Genomic DNA, 24,703 nt, shown 5'->3' with positions numbered 1-24,703 from the left:
CCCGCTCTTTTTTATTACCTGCCGATAGGTTCGAAACGAACGACAGGCAATTGATGACTGCAACGGCAAGCGAAGGTGACGACCGCATCATCCGCGAAAGCGGCATCGATGCGCGCATTGCGCTGATCGTCCAGCCGGTGCTGCGCGGCATCGGCTTTCGCCTCGTGCGCGTGCATCTGTCCGGCCAGAACGGGCTGACGCTGCAGATCATGGCCGAGCGCGAGGACGGCACCATGACCGTCGAGGATTGCGAAGAGGTCAGCCGCGCGGTGTCGCCGGCGCTCGATGTCGATGATCCGATCGAAAAGGCGTATCATCTCGAAGTTTCCTCGCCCGGTATCGATCGGCCCTTGGTGCGCAAATCGGATTTCGTGACCTGGACCGGTCATCTGGTGAAGATGGAGACGTCGGTCGTCGTCGCTGACCGCAAGCGCTTCAAGGGCAAGATCGCCGAGGCCGGTGAGAACGACGTGCTGATCGAGCGCGACAAGGCGGCCTATGGTGAGGAGCCGACGGTGCGCGTGCCCTACGATGCCATTGCCGATGTCCGGCTGATCCTGACCGACGACCTCATTCGCGAAGCGTTGTCGAAGGACAACCGGGCGCGTAAGGAAGCCAAGAAACGCCGCGGTGAACCGGACGACGATGTGTCCGAAGGTGCGGAGCCGGACGCCACGGAAGAACACGAACAGGAAATTTGATTGAGCTGCCGGGCGCAAAGGTCCGGCGAACAAGCTCGGGAGAAAGAACATGGTTGTAAGCGCCAACAGACTTGAACTGCTGCAGATTGCCGATGCGGTCGCGCGTGAAAAGTCGATCGACAAGTCGATCGTCCTCGCTGCCATGGCCGATGCGATCCAGAAGGCGGCGCGTTCGCGTTATGGCCAGGAGACCAACATCCGCGCCGACATCAACCCGAATACCGGCGAGATGAAGCTGCAGCGGCTGATGGAAGTGGTCGAGAAAGTCGACGACTACGCCACGCAGATCGCCATTTCCTCGGCCCGCGAGCGCAATCCCGACGCCCAGCTTGGCGATTTCATCGCCGAACAGCTGCCGCCGATGGATTTCGGCCGCATCGCCGCCCAGTCGGCCAAGCAGGTCATCGTCCAGAAAGTGCGCGAGGCCGAGCGTGACCGCCAGTATGACGAATACAAGGACCGCATCGGTGAAATCGTCAACGGCACCGTCAAGCGCGTCGAATATGGCAATGTCATCGTCGATCTCGGCCGTGGCGAGGCGATCATCCGCCGCGACGAGCTGATCCCGCGCGAAAACTACAAATACGGCGATCGCGTCCGCGCCTATGTCTACGATGTGCGTCGCGAGCAGCGCGGTCCGCAGATCTTCCTGTCGCGTACTCATCCGCAGTTCATGGCCAAGCTCTTCACCATGGAAGTGCCGGAGATCTATGACGGCATCATCGAGATCAAGTCGGTCGCCCGTGACCCGGGCTCGCGCGCCAAGATCGCCGTCATCTCGCGTGATAGCTCGATCGATCCGGTCGGCGCCTGCGTCGGTATGCGCGGCAGCCGCGTCCAGGCCGTCGTCGGCGAATTGCAGGGCGAGAAGATCGACATCATTCCGTGGTCGCCTTCGGCCGCCTCCTTCATCGTCAACGCGCTGCAGCCGGCGGAAGTCGCCAAGGTCGTGCTCGACGAGGATGCGGAGCGCATCGAAGTGGTGGTTCCCGACGATCAGCTGTCGCTGGCCATCGGCCGCCGCGGCCAGAATGTGCGCCTTGCCTCGCAGCTCACCGGCTGGGACATCGACATCCTGACCGAGGCCGAGGAATCCGAGCGCCGTCAGAAGGAATTCGTCGAGCGCTCCGCGCTGTTCATGGAAGCCCTCGATGTCGACGAGATGGTCGGCCAGGTGCTGGCCTCCGAAGGCTTCACCAGCGTCGAGGAAGTCGCCTATGTCGATGCCGGCGAAATCGCCTCGATCGACGGCTTCGATGAGGATACCGCCTCTGAAATCCAGACCCGCGCCCGCGAATATCTGGAGAAGATCGAAGCCGAGCATGACGAGAAGCGCAAGGCGCTGGGCGTTTCGGATGATCTGCGCGAAATTCCCGGCGTCACCACCGCCATGATGGTGACGCTCGGCGAGGACGGCGTGAAGACGATCGAGGATTTCGCCGGCTATGCCGCCGACGACCTCACCGGCTGGAAGGAACGCAAGGACGGCGAGACCAAGGTCTATCCCGGCGTGCTGGCCAATCACGGCGTTTCGCGCGCCGATGCCGAGCAGATGGTTCTGGCCGCTCGCCTCAAGGCCGGCTGGATCACAGAAGACGAGCTTGCGGCCGAAGAAACGGCTGACGAAGCCGTTGGTGCGTGAGGTGAAACCGCATCGCACACAACCCGCCCTTGGACGAGATGAACGATCGCACCTGCATCGTCACCCGAAAACAGGCCGAACCGGATGAACTGATCCGGTTCGTCGTCGGTCCGGATTCGGCCGTCGTTCCCGATCTCAAGAGAAATCTGCCCGGCCGTGGTTGCTGGGTGAGTGCCGACCGCCTACATATCGAGAAGGCGGCGGCCAAGAACCTTTTTGCCCGCGCCTTCAAGGCACAGGTGGTCGTGCCGGCCGATCTCGGCGGCATGGTCGACGGGTTGCTCTCCAGATCCGCTCTGGGCATGCTGGGCCTTGCCCGCAAGGCAGGCGCGATTTCGCTAGGCGCTACCAAGGTCGAGAGCGCGGTGCGCGGCGGGCTGGCGCTTTTCGTGCTCCACGCAACCGAAGCGTCCGAGGATGGCGTACGCAAGATCAGCCAGGCGCGGCGGGCGACCGTCCATATAGGCGGCCCTTCCATCCTTGCCTACAAACTTTTCTCCGAGGCCGAGTTGAGCTTGGCATTGGGGGGTACAAATGTGATACATGCTGCCGTCCTCGCGGGAGACGCGGGTAAGGCGGTCCAGAAGCGCATGGTTGCGCTCGACCGATATCGGGGCGGAACCCCGGACGATCTTGCAATGCTTGCGGCCGTTGCTGACGAAGATGATGCTGCAGAGGATATGGAATGAACGATACGAAATCGGGCGACGACAAGACGTTGAGTGTTACGCCGAAGAAGACCTTGACGCTGAAGCGCCCCGGCATGGAACAGGGCACTGTGCGCCAGAACTTCTCGCACGGCCGTACCAAGTCGGTCGTGGTCGAGACCAAGAAGCGCAAGTTCTCGCTGCCCGGCGACAAGCCGGAGCTGGCTGCGGCTCCGCCTGCGCCCGTCTTCACGCCGAAGCCGGCGGTCGTGGCGGCACCCGTCGTGCAGGAAGCGCCCAAGGCGCCTCCGCCTCCGCCGCCTCCGGTCGAGCGCAGCGGCATGGTGCTGAACGAACTGTCGCGCAGCGAAATGGAAGCGCGCCGCAGGGCGCTCGAGGGCTCGAAGGTCCGCGAGGTCGAAGACCGTCAGCGCGCCGCCGAAGAGGCCAAGCGCCGCGCCGAGGACGAAGAGCGCCGCAAGCGCGAACGCGAGGACTCCGCGCGCCGCCAGGCCGAGGAAGAGGCACGGTTGCAGACCGAGGCCGAATCGCGCCGTCGCGCCGAGGAAGAGGCACGCCGTCGCGCGCCGCAAGCCGCTGAGTTGGCGACCGCCGACGAGGAGGAAGAGGCCAAGCCGAAGCGGGCGACCGCCGGTGCGCCGGTGCGCCGCCTGGTCACGCCCGAAGTGGCGCGCCCGGCCAAGCCCACCAAGAGCGAGGAAGACCGCCGCCGTGGCAAGCTGACGCTGAATTCCGCGTTGTCCGACGAGGATGCGCGGGCCCGTTCGCTGTCGTCGATGCGTCGCCGCCAGGAAAAATTCAAGCGCGCGATGCACAACGAGCCGCGCGAGAAGGTCATGCGCGAAGTGATCCTGCCCGAGACCATCACCATCCAGGAACTGGCGCAGCGCATGTCCGAGCGTGCTGTCGACCTGGTCAAGTACTTCATGAAGCAGGGCCAGATCCTGAAGCCGGGCGACGTCATCGACGCCGACACGGCCGAACTGGTGGCCACCGAATTCGGCCACACGGTCCGCCGCGTCGCCGAGTCCGACATCGAGGAAGGCCTGTTCAACATCGCCGACCGTCCGGAAGACCTCGTGTCGCGTCCGCCGGTTGTCACCATCATGGGCCACGTCGACCACGGCAAGACGTCGCTGCTCGATGCCATCCGCAACGCCAATGTCGTTTCCGGCGAGGCGGGCGGCATCACCCAGCATATCGGCGCCTATCAGGTCGAGAAGAACGGTCAGAAGATCACCTTCATCGACACGCCCGGCCACGCCGCCTTCACGGCGATGCGCGCCCGTGGCGCCCAGGCGACCGACATCGCCATCCTGGTGGTGGCCGCCGACGACAGCGTCATGCCGCAGACGATCGAATCGATCAGCCATGCCAAGGCGGCCGGCGTTCCGATCATCGTGGCGATCAACAAGATCGACAAGCATGATGCCGATCCGCAGAAGGTGCGCTCGGAACTCTTGCGCCACGAGGTGTTCGTCGAATCGATGGGCGGTGAAGTGCTGGACGTCGAGGTGTCGGCGACCAAGGGCACCAATCTCGACAAGTTGCTCGAAGCGATCCTGCTGCAGGCCGAAATCCTCGACCTCAAGGCCAACCCCGACCGCACCGCCGAAGGCGTCGTCATCGAGGCGCAGCTCGACAAGGGCCGTGGTCCCGTCGCCACCGTGCTGGTGCAGACCGGCACCTTGATGCCGGGCGACATCCTTGTCGCCGGCAACGAATGGGGCCGTGTGCGCGCGCTGGTCAACGATCGCGGCGAGCAGATCAAGGAGGCGCCGCCGGCAATGCCGGTCGAGGTGCTCGGCCTTCAGGGAACCCCGCAGGCCGGCGACCGCTTCGCCGTGGTCAACAACGAGGCCCGTGCCCGCGAGATCACCGAATATCGCCAGCGTCTGGCGCGCGAGAAAGCGGTGGCCAGGCATGCCGGCCAGCGCGGCTCGCTCGAACAGATGATGTCGCAGTTGCAGACGAGCGGGCTGAAGGAATTCCCGCTGGTGATCAAGGGCGACGTGCAGGGTTCGATCGAAGCGATCAATGCCGCCCTGGACAAGCTCGGCACCGACGAAGTGCGTGCGCGCATCGTCCATTCCGGCGCCGGCGCCATCACCGAAAGCGACGTCTCGCTAGCGGAAACGTCCGGCGCGGCGATCATCGGCTTCAACGTCCGTGCCAATGTGCAGGCGCGTGCCGCGGCCGCGGCCGCTGGCATCGAGATCCGCTACTACTCGATCATCTACAACCTGGTGGATGATGTGAAAGCGGCTCTGTCGGGCCTGCTGTCGCCGGAGCGTCGCGAGACCTTTATCGGCAATGCCGAGATCCTCGAGATCTTCGACATCACCAAGGTCGGCAAGATCGCCGGCTGCCGTGTCACCGAAGGCAAGGTCGAGCGTGGCGCGGGCGTGCGCCTGATCCGCGACAACGTCGTCATCCACGAAGGCACGCTGAAGACCCTGAAGCGCTTCAAGGACGAGGTTTCGGAAGTCCCCGGCGGCCAGGAGTGCGGCATGGCCTTCCAGAACTACGAGGATATGCGCGTCGGCGACGTCATCGAGTGCTTCCGCGTCGAGATGGTGACCCGCACGCTCTGAGTTCGAGTGGCTTGTCGATACCGGGCGGTGGTCGAAAGACCGCCGCCTCGGTGCTATTGAGAATGACCGTTTGAGACATGCGGCACGGTCCTATCCCGCGCCTCACGCTTTCAGGATTGAGAAAAATGCCCCGTTCCACGACATCGAGCCCATCCCAGCGCATGCTGCGCGTCGGCGAGCAGGTGCGTCATGCGCTCTCCGAAACCTTGCAGCGCGGCGAGATCATCGACCCGTTGATTGAAAACTCGGTCGTTTCGGTCTCAGAAGTGCGCATGTCGCCCGATCTCAAGATCGCCACCGCCTTTGTTTCGCCGCTCGGCGCCAAGGATGCCGACGCGGTGATCGAGGCGCTGAACAAGCATGCCAAGTTCGTGCGCGGCCGTGTCTCGGGCGCGCTCAGGCAGATGAAATACATGCCGGAGTTCCGCTTCCGGCTGGATACCTCCTTCGACAATTTCGCCAGGATCAACGACCTCTTGAAGTCGCCCGAAGTGGCGCGCGATCTGGATAGCGACGACAACAAGGAAGAAGAATAATGGCGCGTCGCGGCAAGAAGAAGGGCCGGCCAGTCTCCGGCTGGGTGGTGCTGGACAAGCCGGTCGGCATGGGCTCGACCGAAGCCGTCTCCAAGATCAAATGGCTGTTCCAGGCCGAAAAGGCCGGCCACGCCGGTACGCTCGACCCACTTGCCTCCGGCATGCTGCCGATCGCGCTCGGCGAGGCCACCAAGACAGTGCCCTACGTGCAGGACGGCGCCAAGGTCTATCGTTTCACCGTTGCCTGGGGCGACGAGCGCTCCACCGACGATCTTGAAGGGCCGGTGACGAAGAGCTCCGATCTGCGTCCGGCGGAAGCCGAAGTGCGGGCGCTGCTGCCGAAATACACCGGCGTCATCATGCAGACGCCGCCGCAATTCTCGGCCATCAAGATTGCGGGTGAGCGCGCCTACGACCTCGCCCGCGAAGGCGAGACGGTCGACATACCCGCACGCGAGATCGAGATCGGCCGGCTCGATATTGTCGAGCACAAGCCGGACCAGACGATTTTCGAAGTCGAATGCGGCAAGGGCACCTATGTGCGTTCGCTGGCCCGCGACATGGGCCGCGACCTCGGCTGCTTCGGCCACATCAGCGAGCTGCGCCGGGTCGAAGTCGAGCCGTTCACGCCGGACGACTTCGTCACCATCGCCGAACTCGAGGCCGCCCGCTTCGGCGCCACTGGCGATGAGAATTTGGAAGCGGCCGACGAAGCCGACCCGGCTGACGCGGTGGCCAAGCCGATCGACTTCGGCGCCATCGACACGCTCCTAGTCGACACCTCGGCTGCTCTCGACTGCCTGCCGCAGATCGCCATAAGCGACGATGCGGCGACAAAGATCCGCCTCGGCAATCCGGTCATCATCCGTGGCCGTGACGCGCCGGTGGAGGCCGAAGAGGCCTGCGCGACGTCACGCGGCAAGCTGGTCGCCATCGGCGCCATCGAGCAAGGCATGTTCAAGCCCAAGCGGGTCTTTGCCGGGTGATGCCACTCATCTAGTGTCGGTGCGACATCGCGGCAGAGGGCTCCATGGCAAAGGCTGACACGGTCAAGAAACGTGCGCCGGTGAAGACGAGGCGGCCGCCTGTCGGCGCCTCGCCGGGCACGTTGATCGCCGACCCGGCGGCGCGGCGCTCCGAATTGCGGCTGACCCTGATCTCGCCGCAGAAGGTCAAGACGATCGAGAATGCCAGCATCGACGATGTCGCGGCCAATTGCCGGAAATGGCCGGTCATCTGGCTCGACTGCACAGGCCTCGCCAACATCCAGTTGATCGAGGAGATCGGCCGCATCTTCAGCCTGCATCCGCTGGCGCTGGAGGATGTCGTCAACACCGGCCAGCGGCCGAAAGTCGACTTCTTCGAGGATCACGCCTTCGTCGTCATGCGCATGATCGACGATGTCACGTCGCATCGCTACGAACAGATCGCTCTCTTCCTCGGCGAGAACTTCGTCGTCACCTTCCAGGAGCGCGAGGGCGATCCGTTCAATCCCGTGCGCAAGCGCATCGAGAGTTCGGCGCCCAACCGGCTGCGCACGCGCGGCGCCGACTATCTCGCCTACGCGCTGATCGACGCCATCGTCGACAGCTATTTTCCGCCGATCGAGGCCACCGGCGACCTTGTAGACAGCATCGAGGACGAGATGCTGCATTCGACGCACAAGCACCAGATGCGGCAGCTGCACGAATTGCGGCGCGACGCCAATGTCCTCAAAGGCGTGCTGTGGCCGATGCGCGATGCGCTGGCTACGCTGATCCGCAACGACGTGTCCTATGTCAGAGCCGAGACCAAGGTCTTCCTCAACGACACGCTCGACCATTCGCTCAGGCTGATCGAGTTGGTCGAGACCCAGCGCGACATGCTGACCGGCCTGATCGAAATGCATCTGTCGCTGAGCCAGGCCCGCACCAACGACGTCATCTCCTATCTCACCATCGTCTCGGTCATCTTCATGCCGCTCACCTTCCTGGTCGGCATCTGGGGCATGAACTTCGACCCCGCGAGTTCGCCGTGGAACATGCCGGAGTTGAAGGCGTACTACGGCTATCCCTTGTCGCTGCTGTTCATGGCTGCCATCGTTGTCGGGCTGATTGCATTCTTCAAATGGAAGAAGTGGCTTTGACTGGGATTGAACCTGCCATTTGAGCGTCAAAAGCCGGCTTGTGAATTGGGCTGGTGTTTTTCGGGGAATTGCACTATATGCGCCGCAGCATAGCGCCTTGACGCTTTGCATGCACGGCCCCTGCTGGACGACATCCCGGCTGTGGGCGACCCGTTTCCTCGAACAGATAAGGAAAAACACGATGTCGATTACTGCCGAGCGCAAACAGGAATTGATGGGTGAATTCGCAACCGCCAAGGGCGATACCGGGTCTCCGGAAGTCCAGGTGGCCATCCTTTCCGAGCGCATCAAGAACCTGACCGATCATTTCAAGGACCACAAGAAGGATAACCATTCCCGCCGTGGTCTGCTCGCTCTCGTGTCCCAGCGCCGCAGCCTGCTTGATTATCTCAAGCGCAAGGACGACGCGCGCTATCAGACACTGATCGAGAAGCTCGGTCTGCGCCGTTGACGAATTGACCGGCGGACTTTCCCAGGGAAGTCCGCCGGTCACGCATTCTGCCAGTCATATCGGCTGGCCAGACCCGGTTTCGAGCGTGCAGAGGGCCACTCGAAACCGCCCATGGACGGTCATGGGGCAGGATTGCAGGACGCTCGTGCGCGCTCGTCGCGCCTAAATCATCCGAGCTTCCCGTTGTCTTGCCCGTGGCTGCCCGAGAAAGGAAGCCAGGGAAAGGGCATCCGCGCACCGTGAAACGGCGCGCCCCTTTCCGCTTATTAAGGACAAGACATGTTCAATCACCACAAAGTGGAAATCGAATGGGGCGGCCGTCCGCTCATCCTCGAAACCGGCAAGATCGCGCGCCAGGCCGACGGCGCGGTGCTCGCCACCTACGGCGAGACCAAGGTTCTGGCCACCGTCGTTTCGATGAAGGAGCCCAAGCCCGGCCTCGACTTCTTTCCGCTGACCGTAAACTACCAGGAAAAGACCTATGCCGCCGGCAAGATCCCGGGCGGCTATTTCAAGCGCGAAGGCCGTCCGAGCGAAAAGGAAACGCTGGTTTCCCGCCTCATCGACCGCCCGATCCGGCCGCTCTTCGCGGCGGGCTACAAGAACGACACGCAGATCGTCGTCACCGTCGTCCAGCATGACCTCGAAAACGACCCGGACATCCTGTCGATCGTTGCCACCTCGGCCGCTCTGACGCTCTCCGGCGTTCCGTTCATGGGTCCGGTCGGCGGCGCCCGCGTCGGTTACATCAATGGCGAATATGTTCTGAACCCGCATGTCGACGAGATGCAGGAATCCAAGCTCGACCTCGTTGTCGCCGGCACCGCCGACGCCGTTCTGATGGTCGAGTCCGAAGCCAAGGAACTTGGCGAAGAGCTGATGCTCGGCGCCGTCATGTTTGGCCACAAGGGTTTCCAGCCGGTCATCGACGCCATCATCAAGCTGGCCGAAGTTGCGGCCAAGGAGCCGCGCGACTTCACCGCGCCGGATTATTCCGCGCTCGAGGCCGAGATGCTGAAGATCGTCGGCGACGAGCTCAGCGATGCCTACAAGAACGTCGACAAGCAGAAGCGTTACGCTGCCGTCGACGCCGTCAAGGCGAAGGTCAAGGCAGCGTTTGCCCCGGCCGAAGGCGAGGACGCAAAGTATACCTCCGAACAGATCGGCTCGGTGTTCAAGGAACTCCAGGCCAAGGTCGTGCGCTGGAACATTCTCGACACCGGCTCGCGCATCGATGGCCGCGACCTGAAGACGGTTCGCAAGATCGTCTCCGAAGTCGGCGTCCTGCCGCGCACGCACGGCTCGGCGCTGTTCACCCGCGGCGAGACCCAGGCGCTGGTCGTTGCCACGCTCGGCACCGGCGAGGACGAGCAGTACGTCGATTCGCTGACCGGCATGTACAAGGAGAAGTTCCTCCTTCACTACAACTTCCCTCCCTACTCCGTTGGTGAGACCGGCCGCATGGGTTCGCCGGGCCGTCGCGAAATCGGCCACGGCAAGCTCGCCTGGCGCGCTATCCGTCCGATGCTGCCGACCTCCGACCAGTTCCCCTACACGCTGCGCGTCGTCTCGGAGATCACCGAGTCCAACGGCTCGTCGTCGATGGCCACCGTCTGCGGTACCTCGCTGGCGCTGATGGATGCCGGCGTGCCGCTGGCCAAGCCGGTCGCCGGTATCGCCATGGGCCTGATCAAGGAAGGCGAGCGCTTCGCCGTGCTCTCCGACATCCTTGGTGACGAGGATCACCTCGGCGACATGGACTTCAAGGTCGCCGGCACCGAAGGTGGCATCACCTCGCTGCAGATGGATATCAAGATCGACGGCATCACCGAGGAGATCATGAAGATCGCCCTTGGCCAGGCCAAGGACGGTCGCCTGCATATCCTCGGCGAAATGGGCCACGCACTCTCCGGCGCGCGTTCGGAACTCGGTGAGTTCGCGCCGCGCATCGAGGTCATGCACATCCCGACCGACAAGATCCGCGACGTCATCGGTTCGGGCGGCAAGGTCATCCGCGAGATCGTCGAGAAGACCGGCGCCAAGATCAACATCGAGGACGACGGCACGGTCAAGATCGCTTCCTCGAACGCCAAGGAGATCGAGGCGGCGAAGAAATGGATCCACACCATCGTCGCCGAGCCGGAAGTCGGCGAAATCTACGAAGGCACGGTCGTCAAGACCGCAGACTTCGGCGCCTTCGTCAACTTCTTCGGTCCGCGTGACGGTCTCGTCCACATCTCGCAGCTCGCCAACGACCGGGTCGCCAAGACCTCGGACGTCGTCAAGGAAGGCGACAAGGTCTGGGTCAAGCTGATGGGCTTCGACGAGCGCGGCAAGGTTCGTCTGTCGATGAAGGTCGTCGACCAGGCCACTGGCAAGGAAATCGCCCGCGACAAGAAGACCGAAGGCGAAGAAAACGCCGCCTGAGCGATCTGACTGAACAATAAGACGGGCGCGGCTTAGGTCGCGCCCGTTTTTGTTTATGGAGCACGGCTATGTCCGCTGAAGCGCTGAAGACGCTTTTTCACCCGTTCGAGGCCGAGGCTCTTTCCTTGCCGGGGAAGGGCGAGCGCGTTCTCTTCCTTGGCGCCGAACCCGGCCTGCACCTGCCGCCGGCTTTCGAGGCGACGCTCGATCTCGTACAGGGCTTCCGGCCGCATTTCCGTGCATTGCAGGCGGCAGGCTTCACGGTCACGCCGCAATCGACCGGCGATGGTCTTGATGCCGCGCTCGTGCTTGCCGGCCGCCATCGCGGCCAGAACGAACTGCGCATCGCCGAGGCTCTCGAGCGCGTGGCCGAGGGCGGATTGATCCTCATTGCCGGTGGCAAGGAGGATGGCGTCGCCAGCCTGCGCAAGCGCGTCGGCGATCTCGTGCCGATCGAAGGCCACATGCCGAAATATCACGGTATTGCCTTCTGGCTGCGCCGCCCGGCCGCCATGCAAGCCGCGGCTGCGCTTCGCACCGCCAATCCCGCCTTTCTGGTCGGGGACCGGTTCCACACCGCTCCCGGCATGTTCTCCTTCGACCGCGTCGATGCCGGTTCGAAACTGCTGGTCGACAACCTGCCCGGCGACCTGCGTGGCAGTGCGGCCGATTTCTGCGCCGGCTGGGGCTATGTGGCGGCCGAGATGGCTGCCCGCTCGCCGGGCTTGTCGGCCCTTGATCTTTACGAGGCCGATTTCGATGCGCTGGAGGCAGCCAGGGGCAATCTCGGCAACACCGTGGCACAGGGCTTCTTCTGGACGGATCTGCTCGCCGAGCCTGTCGAGCACCGCTACGACGTCATCGCCATGAACCCGCCCTTCCATCGCAGCCGTGCGGCGGAGCCCGAGATCGGTGCCGGCATGATCCGCGCGGCCGCCAAGGCCCTGAAGCCCGGTGGACGCCTGTTCATGGTCGCCAACCGCCAGCTTCCTTATGAGCAGGTGCTGTCGGCCGCCTTTGCCAGTCATGCGGAGCTTGCCCGCGATGGCATGTTCAAAGTGTTCGTCGCGCGCCGGTAATACAGCGTGGCGGGTTATCAATGCAGATTGGCGATGCGCCTCATGTCGTTGGCGACATGCCCGTCACCAACGCCGATATCGAGCGGTGCTGGCCGGCCGAACAGGTAGCCTTGCACCACCTCGCAGCCGGCGGCCCGCAGCAGGGTCGCCTGGCTTTCGGTCTCGACGCCTTCGGCGATGATGCTGACGCCGAGCGCCCGCGACAGCCCGACAATGGTCGACACGACCGCGCCGGAGCTGGCATCGGTATCGATGCGGCTGACGAAGGAACGGTCGATTTTCAGCTTGCCGAACGAGAAGTCGATCAGATAGCTGAGGTTGGAATAGCCGGTGCCGAAATCATCGACGGCGACCGAGATGCCCATCTCGGCAAGCTCTTTCAGGATGGCGGCCGCGCGGTCGCGGTCCTGCATCATCGCCGTCTCGGTGACTTCCAGCTCCAGCCGTGACGGCTTGATGCCGGTGGCCCGCATCGTGTCGCGCACAATGCCGACGAAGTCCTTGGTCATGAACTGGACCGGCGAAATGTTGACGGCGACGAAGCAGTCGTCCGGCAGGTGGCGGGCATCGCTGCAGGCCTTGCGCAGCACCCATTCGCCGATCGGGTTGATCATGCCGGTCTCCTCGGCGATCTGGATGAACTCCATCGGCGGGATCATGCCGCGTTCGGGATGCTTCCAGCGGATCAACGCCTCGTAGCCGACGATGCGGCCGGTCGGGAGGTCGAGCTGTGGCTGATAGTGCAGGTCGAAATCACCGCGTTCAAAGGCGCTATGCAGTTCGGATTCGACCCATTGGCGATGGTCGGCGACGCGCCCCATCTCGCTGTCGAAGACCGACCAGTTGCCAACCCCTCTGGCACGCGCATTCTGTAGCGCCAGGTTGGAGCGCCGCAGGATAAGGACCGGATCGATACCGTCCTTGGGCATCGCCACGATGCCGACCGACAGGCTCACCGATTGCTGGTGACTGCTGAGCTCATACGGCTCCATCATCTCGTCGATGAGCCTCTCGACCATGCTTTCCAGGGTCCCCCGAATCAGATGGTCCGGGAGCAGCACCGCGAACTCGCCGGCCCCGATGCGGCCGATCAGGGCGCGCGCGGGCACGCAGCTGCGCAGCCGCTTGGTGAAGGCGCGGATCAATTCATCGCCCTGGGTGTAGCCAATCGCGTCGTTGATCTGCTTGAACCGGTCGATGTCGATGTCGATCAGGAACACCGGTTCCCCGGTGCGGCTTGTCGCGCATGCCGCCTCGGCGATCTTGCCGACCATGGCCGGGCGTGCCAGCAGTCCGGTCAGCTTGTCGAAATGGGTTTCGTTGAAGACGAAATCCGCCGATTCATCGACGCCGGCGAAGAACGACATTGCCGCCACCGATGCCGCCAGCGCGCAAAGCGCGGCCATCACCGACACCATCATATCAGCCGATATGCCGGCAAACCCGTCGCCGAGACCGTGCTTCAGGCCCCAGATGCCGAGGACGAAACTGCCAATGCCCGAACTTGCTATCGTGAGCAGTCGGAACATAGGTGTTCGCTTCGGGTTGCTGACGGCAGGCATGACAAGGTCCCCCAGATCGGGGATCTCTATAGCGGAAACCTCCTTAAAATGAGTTTCCGCGAATGAATCCAATTTTACTGGAGAGGATTATTTTCTTTACTGGCAAAGACCCGGTTGGCGGACCCGCTTTTCAGTCGCGCCCGCCATCCGTCTGCTTCAACTCGTCGAGCGTCGGCATCGAGACGATATGGTAGCCGGAATCGACATAGTGGATTTCGCCGGTGACACCGGAAGCAAGGTCGGACAGGAGATAGAGCGAGGAGCCGCCGACCTCGTCGATCGTCACGGTCCGGCGCAATGGCGAGTTTCGCTGCTGGTAGGAGAACATGTGACGGGCGTCCGAAATGCCGGCGCCGGCCAGTGTGCGCACCGGACCGGCCGAGATGCCGTTGACGCGGATGCCGCGCGGACCGTAGTCGTTGGCGAGGTAGCGCACGCTGGCCTCGAGCCCAGCCTTGGCGACGCCCATGACATTGTAGTTCGGCATGACGCGGACCGCGCCGGCATAGGTCAGCGTGATCATCGAGCCGCCATTGGTCATCAGCGGCGCGGCATTGCGGGCCACCTCGGTGAATGAATAGCAGGAGATCACCATGGTGCGGACGAAATTGTCCCGGCTGGTGTCGGCGTAGAGGCCCTTCAACTCGTTCTTGTCTGAGAAACCGATGGCATGGACGACAAAGTCCAGGCCGCCCCAGGCCTTGCCAAGCGTCTCGAACGTGGCTGCGACCGAAGCGCTGTCCTCGACGTCGCAAGGAACGACCAGCGAAGCGCCAAGCTTGTCGGCGAGCGGCTTGACGCGGCGACCGAAAGCCTCGCCCTGGTAGGTGAAGGCGAGTTCCGCCCCATGTTCGGACAATTTCCGGGCGATGCCCCAGGCGATCGAATGATCGTTGGCGACACCCATGACAAGCCCGCGCTTGCCTTTCATCAATCCGTCCATGGCCGGCAAATCCTTGTATAAAAAACTTGGCCCTATGCGGAATAGCGCTGGAAAACGAGCGTTGCGTTGGTGCCGCCGAAACCGAAGGAATTCGACAGGACAGTGTCGATCCCTGCGTTGTCGATGCGCTTGCGCACGATCGGCATCCCCTCGAATTCCGGATCGAGCGTCTCGATATGGGCGCTTTCGCCGATGAAGCCGCCTTGCATCATCAGGATCGAATAGATGGATTCCTGCACGCCAGCCGCGCCCAGCGAATGGCCGGTCAGCGACTTCGTCGACGTGATGAACGGCATCTTCTCGCCGAACACTTCACGGATCGCGCCCATTTCCTTGGAATCCCCGACCGGCGTCGAGGTGCCGTGGGTGTTGATGTAGTCGACCGGCGTGGAGACCGTCGCCAGCGCCTGGCGCATGCACCGGACCGCGCCTTCGCCCGAGGGCGCCACCATGTCGTAGCCGTCCGAGGTCGCGCCATAGCCGACGATCTCGGCGTAGATCTTGGCGCCGCGCGCCTTGGCATGCTCCAGCTCTTCCAGCACCAGCACGCCGGCGCCGCCGGCAATGACGAAGCCGTCGCGATTGGCGTCATAGGCGCGCGATGCGGTCGAGGCCCTGTCGTTGAACTTCGACGACATGGCGCCCATGGCATCGAACAGGTCCGACATTGTCCAATCGAGATCCTCGTGGCCGCCGGCAAAGACTATGTCCTGCTTGCCCCACTGGATCAACTCGTAGCCGTTGCCGATGCAATGCGCCGAGGTCGAGCAGGCCGACGAGATCGAATAGTTGACGCCATGGATCTTGAACCATGTGGCCAGCGTCGCCGACGCGGTCGACGACATAGCCTTCGGCACCGCGAAGGGACCGATGCGCTTGGGGCTGCCGTTCTTTAGCGTGGTTTCGGCCGCCTCGACGATGGTGCGGGTGGAGGGGCCGCCCGAACCCATGACGATGCCGGTGCGCTCGTTGGTGATGTCGCTTTCGTCAAGGCCGGCGTCCGCGATCGCCTGGTCCATGGCGACGTGATTCCAGGCCGCGCCCTGGCTCAGGAAGCGCATCGCGCGGCGGTCGATCATGGCGGTAGGGTCGAGCGTCGGCGCGCCCCAGACTTGGCAGCGGAAGCCATGCTCGGCAAAGGAATCGGAAAAGCTGATGCCGGATCTGGCGTCATGCAGCGAGGTCTGCACCTCGTTGGCATTGTTGCCGATCGACGACACGATGCCGAGGCCTGTGACTACGACACGTCTCATTCGCAACTCCTTCCAGGGATACTGGCCAATGGGCGGGCCAGGGCTGCGGTCAAGCGACCGCCGACTGCTTCGACAGGCCGACCTTCAGGTCTGTCGCCGCATATATGGGCTCGCCATCCGCCTTCATCCAGCCATCGGCGATGCCGAGCACCAGCCGGCCGCGCATCACACGCTTGAAATCCACGCCATACTCGACCTTCTTGACCGACGGCGTGACCATGCCCTTGAACTTGACCTCTCCGGTCGACAGCGCCATTCCCTTGCCGGGTTCGCCTAGCCAGCCGAGATAAAAGCCCGTCAATTGCCACAGGGCGTCCAGGCCGAGGCACCCTGGCATGATCGGATTGCCGATGAAATGGCAGGCAAAGAACCACAGGTCGGGCTTGATATCGAATTCCGCGCGAATGAAACCCTTGTCGAAGGCGCCGCCGGTCTCGCTGACCTCGGTGATACGGTCGAACATCAGCATCGGCGGGTAGGGCAACTGGGCATTGCCCTCTCCGAACAGCTCGCCGCGGGCGCAGGCCAGCAATTCTTCGTAGTCGTAGCTGGATTTCGAACCCGCCATCAATTTCTTCCCCATATCGTCCGGGCGGTAGCGCGCCCTTGTCGTTGGTGTCCTAACACAATCTGTTTCAGGCCGGAAACCGGCGTTTGCGCTTAACCCGCCAGTCTGCCCGGGTCAATGCGCGCTATTGATCGCATTCGGGCGACAGAATATATGTCAACAGGGGTCCGGTTTCGGCAGACATTCATTTTTTTGCCATTCTGGGCGTGTCTTGAAGCGGGACTGTGAGCTTGGAAGACCAGATGGACCGGGGCTGCCGGAAGGAAAATGTCGCTGTGGACAAGCGGGTACGTGAAGCCGGCCTGAGGCCGACGCGTCAGCGTATCGCGCTGGCCGACCTGCTTTTCGCCAAGGGCGACCGCCATTTGTCGGCTGAGGAACTGCACGAGGAGGCGCAGGCCGCCGGCGTGCCGGTGTCGCTGGCCACCGTCTACAACGCGCTTCACCAGTTTACCCAGGCGGGGCTGCTGCGTATCCTCGCCGTCGAAGGTTCCAAGACCTATTTCGACACCAACACCTCCGACCACCATCATTTCTATATCGAAGGCGAAAACAGGATTTTCGACATCGCCAACGGTCCGGTAACGGTCTCCAATCTGCCGGACCCGCCCGAGGGTATGGAAATAGCCAATGTCGATATCGTGGTGAGGCTCCGTCCCAAGCGTCCGGAATGACCGGCGAGGCCGAAATAATTGGCTATGCTGGAATAATCAGCCGGGCCGGAATAATCGGCCTGGCCGGAATAATCCGTCTGGCCGGAATAATCCGTCTGGGATGAAGTCCCTCGATTGGATAGTCCGGCTCGAATGGGCCGTCGTGGCGGTTGCCGCAATCGTCTTCTATGGCGCGACAGGCGTCTCCTGGTGGTTCTTCGCATTGCTCATCCTGGCACCGGACCTGTCGATGCTGGGTTATCTCGGTGGCCCGCGCATCGGCGCCATTGCCTACAACGCCTTGCACATTCTGATCGTACCTGTGCTTCTGCTGCTTGCCGGGCATCTCGCCGGCAGTGCGGTCGGCAGCGCCATCGCACTGATCTGGATCGCCCATATCGCAATCGACCGTGCACTCGGCTACGGCCTGAAGCTGTCGACAGGGTTTCAGGACACCCATCTTGGCCCCATCGGGCGCAAACGCGAAACGTTCAGTCCTTGACCCGCTCGCCCGGATAAGCACCCCAGACGACCGACTGGGCAAGCCAGCCGGTGTGGCCGTCGAGCGTCATTTCGCACCACTGGCCGTCGCAGGACTTGATCGTGCCCATCACGCCGGGTTCGACGATCGCCACCACCCTTGCATCCTTGTCGGGACCTTTCAGAAGATTGACCTGGCCGCCCTTGCCGCGCTGCCAGGGCGCGATGATCGCCGTGCGCCGGCCCGACAGCAGCGACTGGTTGATCCATCCTTCCGAGCCATCGGCGTCGCGCACACGCCGCCACGTATCGAACTCCTGGATGATTTCCATCGGCAGGCCAGCCTTCATATACATCCAGTCGACCGAATAGTTGGCGCCGGGGCCGACGCGCGAGTTGACGCGGCCGGATTTCAGGCTGACGAATCGCGGCAGCGGCAGGCCGCTCGGTCCGAGCGTGATGGCGCTCTGGGCAGGGGCGGCCGCGCTCTGCGCGCCGGCAAGCGGAGAATAGAGGAAAGCGCCGAGAAATGCTGCGCTGAAGGCCAGGCGAAGCGACGCGAAACCAGACACTTTCGTTCCTTTCGGCGCCGGCCCGACGGCTGCGGCACCCCTTTTTCTTTGTCTTCGGCGGCACCGCTTGTTACATGGGTAAATCGGCTGCCGCGACCAGCTTTCAGTTTCGCCGGTCTTGGTTAAAGAGGTCTCAACGAGGGAAACAATGCCAGGCAAAAAGAAGCCTCTCGTAGTCATCACGCGAAAGCTGCCCGACCCGGTCGAGACCCGCATGCGCGAACTGTTCGACGCAAGGCTGAATGTCGAGGACAGGCCGATGACGCAGCCGGAACTGGTCGCAGCGGTCAAGGAAGCCGACGTGCTGGTACCGACCGTGACCGACCAGATCGATGCCGCGCTGATCGCCCAGGCCGGCGACAACCTCAAGCTGATCGCCAATTTCGGCAATGGCGTCGACAAGATCGACGTGACGGCGGCGGCCAAGAGAGGCATCACGGTCACCAACACGCCCAATGTGCTCACCGAAGATACCGCCGACATGACCATGGCGCTGATGCTTGCGGTGCCGCGCCGGTTGGCCGAAGGCGCCAGCGTGCTTACCGGCGACAAGAAATGGGCCGGCTGGTCGCCGACGTGGATGCTTGGCCGGCGCATCTGGGGCAAGCGGCTCGGCATTGTCGGCATGGGCCGCATCGGCACGGCCGTTGCCCGGCGGGCCAAGGCTTTCGGCCTATCCATCCACTATCACAACCGGCATCGCGTGCTGCCGGCGGTCGAGGACGGTCTGGAGGCGACCTATTGGGAGAGTCTCGACCAGATGCTGGCCCGCATGGACATCATCTCGGTCAATTGTCCGTCGACGCCGGCGACCTTCCATCTTCTGTCGGCACGGCGGCTGGCGCTGCTGCAGCCGACCGCTTATATCGTCAACACCGCCCGCGGCGATATCATCGATGAAGAAGCGCTGGTCAAGCTGATCCAGGACGGCAAGATCGCCGGTGCCGGCCTCGACGTCTACGAACACGAGCCGGCCCTGAACGGCAAGCTCTTGAAGCTCGCCGCCAGGAACAAGGTCGTGCTTCTGCCGCATATGGGCTCGGCCACGCTCGAGGGCCGTATCGACATGGGCGAGAAGGTCATCATCAACATCCGCGCCTTCGTCGACGGCCATCGCCCGCCGGACCGCGTGCTGCCACTCAGAACCTGAAACCTTCCAGGGCTCGGCTCGCCGTTTACGAGATCGTTTTGCGCATGGTGATGGAGGTCGGCCTGTCATAGCCCTCATGCGCCGTCCGTTCGGTCTCATGAAAGCCGAGCCGTGCAAAGGCGGCATGGTTGGCGGTGAGCTCGATCCTAGTCTCGAGCTCGATGGCCGCCTTGCCGCGGCTGCGGGCCAGATCCTCGGCCGCTTGCATCAGCCGCCGGCCAATGCCTTGCCCCTGGAGGTCCGGGGCGACGGCGAGCTTGCCGAAATAAAAGCCGTCAGCCCTTTCGAGAGCAAAAACGCAGCCGACGATCCTGTCGCCGTCGAGTGCCAGAAAGCCTGTCTCCCGCAGGGCCTTGGCGCGCAGCGCATCGACTGTGAGCAGGTGAGCCGACGACGGCGGGTCGATGATGCCGTCCATGAAGGCGAAGGCACGCGTGATGAGGGTAAGCACATCGCCCCAGCGGCCGAAATCGGCGGGGATCCGGGTGATCGAAACACGGCATTGTTCCAAGGTCAGCGTCTCTTGTAGCGGATAGTCTCGAAGCGCGCGGCCAGCGCATCATAGAGCAGCAGCCGGCCGATCAGCGGCTCGCCTATGCCGGTGATCAGCTTGATCGCCTCCATCGCTTGCAACGTGCCGATGACCCCGGTCAATGCGCCCAGCACCCCGGCCTCGGCACAGGACGCCACCAGGCCCGGCGGCGGTGCTTCGGGAAACAGATCCCGATAGCTCGGGTTCGGCTTGCCGTCGCTGCCGCTTTCAAAAGGCTTCAGCACGGTCACCGAGCCGTCGAAACGTCCGACGGCTGCATGCACCAGCGGTCTCCCTTCGGCCGCGCATGCATCGGCCACCACATAACGCGTCTCGAAATTGTCGGACCCATCGACGACGATGTCGTACTTGGCGACGAGGGCGGGGGCGTTCTCCGCGGTCAGCCGGAATGTGTGCGTTTCGACTGATATGTTGGGATTGATGCGGGTGATCGCCGCCCCGGCGCTCTGGGTTTTCAGCATGCCGATCGTATCGGTGCCATGGATGACCTGGCGTTGCAGGTTGGAGAGCGAAACTGTGTCGTCGTCGACAATGCCGAGCGTGCCGACGCCGGCCGCGGCGAGATATTCAAGCACCGGTGCACCGAGCCCGCCGGCGCCGATGACCAGGACCCGCGCCTGCTTGAGCTTCTGCTGGCCCGCGCCGCCGACCTCCGGCAGCACGATGTGGCGGGCATAGCGTTCGATCTCGTCGGCGGTGAGCGCAGTGGTCATATCAGGACCATATAACGGTCGAAAAACCTTGTCAGGGGTCTTCGGTTGGCCCAACCATGCCGTGGTCGACCGTCAGGAACTGCGCGCGGCCATGCAGGCTGGAAAACAGCGCCGCATCGGTTCCCGTCATGAAAGCCTGGCAGTTCAGGTCCTCCAGGATCGAAAACAGTGCCGCGCGCCGACCGCCATCGAGGTGCGCCGCGATCTCGTCGAGCAGCAGGATCGGCGTCAGGCCGGACATTTCGCCGGTCAGCCGGGCATGCGACAGCACGATGCCGACCAGCAGTGCCTTTTGTTCGCCGGTCGAGCAGAGTTCGGCCGGCATCGCCTTGGGCCGGTGCCGGACCACGAGGTCTGAACGGTGCGGCCCTTCGAGGGTGCGTCCGGCGGCACGGTCACGGTCTCGGCCATCGGCAAGCGCCCGCCGGAACCGCTCCTCGACATCGACCGCCGGTGCACCGGCAATCTCGGCCTCCAGGTCACCCGAAAGGCCGATATCGGCCTGCGGAAACGGCCCTGTGTCGGGCAGCCTGCCGATCATGGCGGCCAGCAGCCGCACCATCTCGGAGCGCGCTGCGGCGATCGCCACGCCGGTCTCCGCCATCTGTGTCTCTATCGCCTCGAACCAGCCGATATCTCGTGAGCCTTCCGTCAGCAAACGGTTACGGCCACGCATCGCCTTCTCGTAGTCGAGCGCACGCTGGCCGTGTCCGGGATCGATCGCCAGCACCAGCCGGTCGAGAAAGCGCCGGCGATCCGCGGCCGGTCCGGTGAACAACGAATCCATCGCCGGCGTCAGCCACACGACCCGCAGCCATTCCAGCATGTCCTCGGCCCGGGCGGCGGCTCCATTTATACGCACCCGCCTGCCGCTCTCCGCCGTGTCGCCCCCGGAGATGCCCGTGCCGATCTCGACCTCGCCGTCAGGTCCGTCGAGTCGGGCATGCAGGGCAAAACCGCCATCGCCACCCTCACGTGCCACATCCCCGTAAGGTGCGCGGCGCAATCCGCGCCCCGGCGTCAAAAAGGAGATCGCTTCGAGGAGATTGGTCTTGCCGGCACCATTGTCGCCGGAAAAGACCACGGCGCCCGGAGCAACATCTATCGCCAGGGTCGCATAATTGCGAAAATTGGTAAGCGTAAGCTTACTTATGTGGGTTTGTGCCGGCAACCGCTATCCGCCTGTGGAAGTCACCGCAACCAATGCCCGCCGGTCGTATCGTCAGGCGACGCCGCGCCGGCTATACCCGCATCGGCATCAGCACGTAAAGCGCGGTCTCGTCGGCCATGTCGTGGATCAGCGTTGGCGAACCCGCATCGGCGAGCATGAATTTGGCTTCCGTGCCGGTCAGCTGCGCGGCGACATCGAGTAGATATTTCGCGTTGAATCCGATCTCGATCGGGTCGGACGAATAGTCGGCCGCCAGTTCTTCCGTTGCGCTGCCCGAATCCGGATTGTTGACGGCAAGCGTCACCTGGCCTTCGCTGATCGAAAGCTTCACAGCGCGGCCGCGTTCGGAAGAGATGGTCGAGACGCGGTCGACCGCGGCCGCGAAGCTCTGGCGGTCGAGGATCAGCTTCTTGTCGTTGCCGGTCGGAATGACCCGCTGATAGTCCGGGAAGGTGCCGTCGATCAGCTTCGAGGTCAGGACGACGCTGCCGATGGTGAAGCGGATCTTGGTGTCGGACAGTTCGGTGGTCACGGCGACATCCGGATCGTCGACCAGCTTCTGCAGTTCGCTCACCGTCTTGCGCGGAATGATGATGCCAGGCATGCCCTCGGAGCCAGCCGGCGCGTCGATCTCGGCTCGCGCCAGGCGATGGCCGTCGGTCGCCACCGAGCGCAGCTTCAGCTTGCCGCCGACTTCATGCGTGTGCAGGTAGATGCCGTTGAGATAGTAGCGCGTCTCCTCGGTGGAGATGGCGAACTGCGTCTTCTCGATCAGGCCCTTCAGCGCCACCGAGTCGAGACGGAAGATATGCGAGAAGGATCCGGCCGAAAGCTCGGGAAAGTCGGATTGCGGCAGGCACTGCAGGCGGAAGCTCGAGCGGCCCGACGTCACCGTCATGGCGTTGCCGTCCTCATCCGTCTTCAGCATCACCTCGGCGCCGTCGGAAAGCTTGCGCACGATGTCGTAGAGCAGGTGCGCGGGCACCGTCGTCGCGCCGCCGCGCTCGACTTTGGCGGGCGTCGCTTCCGTCACCTCCAGGTCGAGGTCGGTGGCCTTCATTTCGAGGCTGGCGCCTTCGGCGCTGAGCAGCACGTTGGACAGGATCGGTATGGTGTTGCGCCGTTCGACCACGCGGTGCACGTGGTTGAGCGACTTCAGGAGATTTGACCGTTCCAGGATAACACGCATGACGAAACAGGCTCGCTTGAATGAATGAACGGGTCTCCGGCTGACGGCGCCCCGCAAAAGGTCTGAACAGGCTTCAGAATCTACGCAAACTGACAGGAAAAAACCAGTGAACGCAAGCCCGCGCCACCGGTTCGGGCCGGTTACGCGGGCTTTCTGGGGATAACGCTGGCCAACCCTGCAAGCGGGCGGTTTCCGGCCGGTCACGCCTGGTCGTTGATCAGCCTTCTCAGCAATTCCAGTTCCTGTGCCAGTGTGTTGTCGGCGCCGGAAAGGTCCTCGATCTTGCGCACGGCGTGCAGCACCGTCGTGTGGTCGCGGCCGCCGAAGCGCCGCCCGATCTCCGGCAGCGAGCGCGGCGTCATCACCTTGGACAGGTACATGGCGACCTGTCGTGGCTTGACGATGGTGCGCGTGCGCCGGTTGGACAAGAGTTCCGTCTTCGAGACGTTGTAGTGGCGCGCCACGATGCGCTGGATGTCCTCGATGCGGACCCGCTTCGGTTCGCCCGTGCGATAGATGTGGCCGAGGATCTCGTCGATGCGGTCGATGGTGATCTGCGGCTCGAACGACTGGCGAAACAAGAGTTGGTTGAAGGCGCCTTCCAGTTCACGTCCGCTGCCCGTCACGGTGCGGGCAACGTGGTTGAGGATCTCTTCGGAAATGTCGAGCGACGCATCGTCGACCCTGGCTGTGGCCAAGCGCAGTTTGAGCATGCCGAGCCGCATGGCGAAATCGGGTGCCGACATTTCGAGCGCGACGCCGCCATTGAGGCGCGAACGGACCCGCGGTTCGAGCGATTCCAGCTCCGACGGTGGCCGGTCGGCCGCGACGACGACCTGCTTGGCGCTGTCGAGCAGCATGTTGATCAGATGGCAGAATTCGTGCTGGATCGACTTGCCCTGCAGGAACTGCATGTCATCGATGATCAGGAGGTCGATGTCGCGCAGCTGCTCCTTGAGCGTCAATGCATTGTTGTCGCGGATCGCGGTGGCGAAGCGCCACATGAAATACTCGGCGGTGAGATAGACGACGCGCGACTTCGGATTCTGCTTCAGCGATTCCGCGGCGATGGCCTGCAAGAGATGCGTCTTGCCGAGCCCGACGGTGGCATGCAGGAAAAGCGGATTGAAGCGCACCGCGCTCGATTGAGATTCCGCCACGGCCTTGGCGGCGGCGAAAGCCACGCGGTTCGAGGGCCCTTCGATGAAGGAGCCGAACGTGTAACGCGGATCAAGCGGTGACCCCAGCACATTGTGGCGGAACTCGCTCTCGACCGGCGCACCCGGACGCGGCACGGGAGACCGCTCGACCCTGCCTGGGCTGACGGTGCCGGCGGCCAGCGCCGTCTGCGTCTGCCGCGTCATCTTGCGCGCCGGCGCCAATTCCGGTTCGGGCTGGCTGCGCCCCTGACGGGTCGCGGTGCGCACGACGATTTCGATCTTGAGAAGCTCGGGATCCTCGTGCTTCCACAGCTCGGAAATGAGATCGTGATAGTGGCCGTTGATCCACGAGCGCAGGAACGCGGTGGGCACGGAGATGCGGACAATGCCCTTGGAAGCTTCCGCGACCTTCATGCGGCCGAACCAGCTTGAATAGACTTCGGTTCCCAGGCGCGCCTTCAACTGGGCCTTGACCCGGTCGAACTTCTGTTCCGCGTCGCTGGAGACCGCCAT

General features: G+C 63.4%; 23 protein-coding genes. 13 read left to right on the top strand and 10 right to left on the bottom strand.

The genetic code is table 11. The features are described from left to right. Positions 1–53 precede the first annotated feature (53 nt). The 10 genes from rimP to FJ970_RS00070 all read left to right on the top strand — a co-directional run bounded on the left by rimP (position 54) and on the right by FJ970_RS00070 (position 12,223). A complete protein-coding gene (gene rimP / locus FJ970_RS00115; RefSeq protein ID WP_140757883.1) occupies positions 54–701 on the top strand; it encodes a ribosome maturation factor RimP in 648 nt (215 codons plus the stop codon). Positions 702–750: 49 nt separating this feature from the next. Beyond that, the gene (nusA, locus tag FJ970_RS00110) at positions 751–2,343 is read left to right on the top strand and encodes a transcription termination factor NusA (protein WP_140757882.1); all 1,593 of its coding nucleotides are present in this window, start codon (positions 751–753) and stop codon (positions 2,341–2,343) included. A 38-nt stretch (positions 2,344–2,381) separates the two neighbouring features. After that, on the top strand, positions 2,382–3,032 hold the full coding sequence (locus tag FJ970_RS00105; RefSeq protein WP_140757881.1) for an RNA-binding protein: 651 nt from the start codon (positions 2,382–2,384) through the stop codon (positions 3,030–3,032). Then, entirely contained in the window at positions 3,029–5,605 is a 2,577-nt protein-coding gene (gene infB / locus FJ970_RS00100; RefSeq protein WP_140757880.1) for a translation initiation factor IF-2, read from the top strand. Before FJ970_RS00105 ends, infB begins: the two co-directional genes overlap by 4 nt. 125 nt (positions 5,606–5,730) lie before the next feature. Beyond that, positions 5,731–6,141, top strand: a complete 411-nt coding sequence (gene rbfA / locus FJ970_RS00095; protein WP_027142034.1) for a 30S ribosome-binding factor RbfA — start codon at positions 5,731–5,733, stop codon at positions 6,139–6,141. Further along, complete coding sequence (gene truB, locus FJ970_RS00090; protein WP_140757879.1) at positions 6,141–7,127, top strand: tRNA pseudouridine(55) synthase TruB; 987 nt, start codon at positions 6,141–6,143, stop codon at positions 7,125–7,127. Before rbfA ends, truB begins: the two co-directional genes overlap by 1 nt. Positions 7,128–7,171: 44 nt before the next feature. Continuing rightward, a complete protein-coding gene (gene corA / locus FJ970_RS00085) occupies positions 7,172–8,266 on the top strand; it encodes a magnesium/cobalt transporter CorA (protein ID WP_140757878.1) in 1,095 nt (364 codons plus the stop codon). A 181-nt stretch (positions 8,267–8,447) separates the two neighbouring features. After that, complete coding sequence (gene rpsO / locus FJ970_RS00080) at positions 8,448–8,717, top strand: 30S ribosomal protein S15 (RefSeq protein ID WP_006202929.1); 270 nt, start codon at positions 8,448–8,450, stop codon at positions 8,715–8,717. A gap of 279 nt (positions 8,718–8,996) precedes the next feature. Then, positions 8,997–11,144 (top strand): polyribonucleotide nucleotidyltransferase, encoded by a 2,148-nt coding sequence (gene pnp / locus FJ970_RS00075; RefSeq protein ID WP_140757877.1) that lies wholly within the window; start codon positions 8,997–8,999, stop codon positions 11,142–11,144. Positions 11,145–11,212: 68 nt separating this feature from the next. Beyond that, positions 11,213–12,223, top strand: a complete 1,011-nt coding sequence (locus FJ970_RS00070; protein WP_140757876.1) for a class I SAM-dependent methyltransferase — start codon at positions 11,213–11,215, stop codon at positions 12,221–12,223. Between the two features lie 17 nt (positions 12,224–12,240). Here the strand turns inward: FJ970_RS00070 and FJ970_RS00065 are convergent, their stop codons facing one another. The 4 genes from FJ970_RS00065 to fabA all read right to left on the bottom strand — a co-directional run bounded on the left by FJ970_RS00065 (position 12,241) and on the right by fabA (position 16,549). Continuing rightward, a complete protein-coding gene (locus tag FJ970_RS00065) occupies positions 12,241–13,785 on the bottom strand; it encodes a putative bifunctional diguanylate cyclase/phosphodiesterase (protein WP_140757875.1) in 1,545 nt (514 codons plus the stop codon). A 130-nt stretch (positions 13,786–13,915) separates the two neighbouring features. Continuing rightward, positions 13,916–14,728 carry an enoyl-ACP reductase FabI gene (gene fabI, locus FJ970_RS00060; protein WP_140757874.1) on the bottom strand — a complete coding sequence of 271 codons (813 nt, stop codon included), beginning with the start codon at positions 14,726–14,728 and terminating at the stop codon, positions 13,916–13,918. 32 nt (positions 14,729–14,760) lie between these two features. Further along, on the bottom strand, positions 14,761–15,981 hold the full coding sequence (gene fabB, locus FJ970_RS00055) for a beta-ketoacyl-ACP synthase I (protein ID WP_140757873.1): 1,221 nt from the start codon (positions 15,979–15,981) through the stop codon (positions 14,761–14,763). A 49-nt stretch (positions 15,982–16,030) separates the two neighbouring features. Further along, on the bottom strand, positions 16,031–16,549 hold the full coding sequence (gene fabA / locus FJ970_RS00050) for a 3-hydroxyacyl-[acyl-carrier-protein] dehydratase FabA (protein ID WP_127276870.1): 519 nt from the start codon (positions 16,547–16,549) through the stop codon (positions 16,031–16,033). 242 nt (positions 16,550–16,791) lie between these two features. Between fabA and irrA the strand changes: the two genes are divergently transcribed. Both irrA and FJ970_RS00040 read left to right on the top strand, forming a co-directional pair. Then, positions 16,792–17,223: an iron response transcriptional regulator IrrA gene (gene irrA / locus FJ970_RS00045; RefSeq protein ID WP_181178441.1), complete on the top strand. Its 432-nt coding sequence runs from the start codon at positions 16,792–16,794 to the stop codon at positions 17,221–17,223. Positions 17,224–17,323: 100 nt separating this feature from the next. Further along, complete coding sequence (locus FJ970_RS00040) at positions 17,324–17,704, top strand: DUF4260 domain-containing protein (RefSeq protein WP_140757871.1); 381 nt, start codon at positions 17,324–17,326, stop codon at positions 17,702–17,704. On the opposite strand, the gene FJ970_RS00035 is transcribed toward FJ970_RS00040, so the two are convergent. Continuing rightward, entirely contained in the window at positions 17,694–18,254 is a 561-nt protein-coding gene (locus FJ970_RS00035; protein ID WP_140757870.1) for an SH3 domain-containing protein, read from the bottom strand. The genes FJ970_RS00040 and FJ970_RS00035 overlap by 11 nt on opposite strands. A gap of 148 nt (positions 18,255–18,402) precedes the next feature. Between FJ970_RS00035 and FJ970_RS00030 the strand changes: the two genes are divergently transcribed. Next, positions 18,403–19,404, top strand: a complete 1,002-nt coding sequence (locus FJ970_RS00030; protein ID WP_140757869.1) for a 2-hydroxyacid dehydrogenase — start codon at positions 18,403–18,405, stop codon at positions 19,402–19,404. Positions 19,405–19,429: 25 nt separating this feature from the next. Here the strand turns inward: FJ970_RS00030 and FJ970_RS00025 are convergent, their stop codons facing one another. The 5 genes from FJ970_RS00025 to dnaA all read right to left on the bottom strand — a co-directional run bounded on the left by FJ970_RS00025 (position 19,430) and on the right by dnaA (position 24,703). Further along, positions 19,430–19,915 carry a GNAT family N-acetyltransferase gene (locus FJ970_RS00025; protein WP_140757868.1) on the bottom strand — a complete coding sequence of 162 codons (486 nt, stop codon included), beginning with the start codon at positions 19,913–19,915 and terminating at the stop codon, positions 19,430–19,432. 2 nt (positions 19,916–19,917) lie between these two features. Continuing rightward, entirely contained in the window at positions 19,918–20,670 is a 753-nt protein-coding gene (locus tag FJ970_RS00020; protein WP_140757867.1) for a molybdopterin-synthase adenylyltransferase MoeB, read from the bottom strand. Positions 20,671–20,701: 31 nt separating this feature from the next. Beyond that, positions 20,702–21,841: a DNA replication/repair protein RecF gene (gene recF / locus FJ970_RS00015; protein WP_140757866.1), complete on the bottom strand. Its 1,140-nt coding sequence runs from the start codon at positions 21,839–21,841 to the stop codon at positions 20,702–20,704. 70 nt (positions 21,842–21,911) lie between these two features. After that, on the bottom strand, positions 21,912–23,030 hold the full coding sequence (gene dnaN, locus FJ970_RS00010; RefSeq protein WP_010913340.1) for a DNA polymerase III subunit beta: 1,119 nt from the start codon (positions 23,028–23,030) through the stop codon (positions 21,912–21,914). Between the two features lie 200 nt (positions 23,031–23,230). Beyond that, entirely contained in the window at positions 23,231–24,703 is a 1,473-nt protein-coding gene (dnaA, locus tag FJ970_RS00005) for a chromosomal replication initiator protein DnaA (protein WP_224594067.1), read from the bottom strand.

Source organism: Mesorhizobium sp. B2-1-8, from assembly GCF_006442545.2.
Taxonomy (GTDB): domain Bacteria; phylum Pseudomonadota; class Alphaproteobacteria; order Rhizobiales; family Rhizobiaceae; genus Mesorhizobium.
This window is presented reverse-complemented; position numbering and strand designations above follow the sequence as displayed.